Origin of the sequence: Brevibacillus sp. LEMMJ03 (genome assembly GCF_007197875.1) — a bacterium.
Taxonomy (GTDB): Bacteria; Bacillota; Bacilli; order Brevibacillales; family Brevibacillaceae; genus Brevibacillus; species Brevibacillus thermoruber.
The window spans coordinates 1-201 of the sequence record NZ_VKJN01000140.1 but is presented as its reverse complement, the minus strand read 5'-3'; the positions used below and the strand labels follow the sequence as shown (position 1 = coordinate 201).

Annotated in this window: 1 rRNA gene; it reads left to right on the top strand. The window is 55.7% G+C overall.

Annotated features, from left to right (window positions below):
* A 23S ribosomal RNA gene (locus tag FOI68_RS23190) occupies positions 1 to 201 on the top strand; the annotation flags it as partial.

The following is a 201-nucleotide window of genomic DNA, read 5'->3' as shown; positions in this document are numbered from 1 at the left end:
TGTGGCTAGCGGTGAAATTCCAATCGAACTCGGAGATAGCTGGTTCTCCCCGAAATAGCTTTAGGGCTAGCCTCGGATGGGACCCCACTGGACGCGAGCGTAAGCTTGTGTCCAGTGGGTCCAGTGAGAGTCTTGGAGGTAGAGCACTGATTGGGCTAGGGGCCCTCATCGGGTTACCGAACTCAGTCAAACTCCGAATGC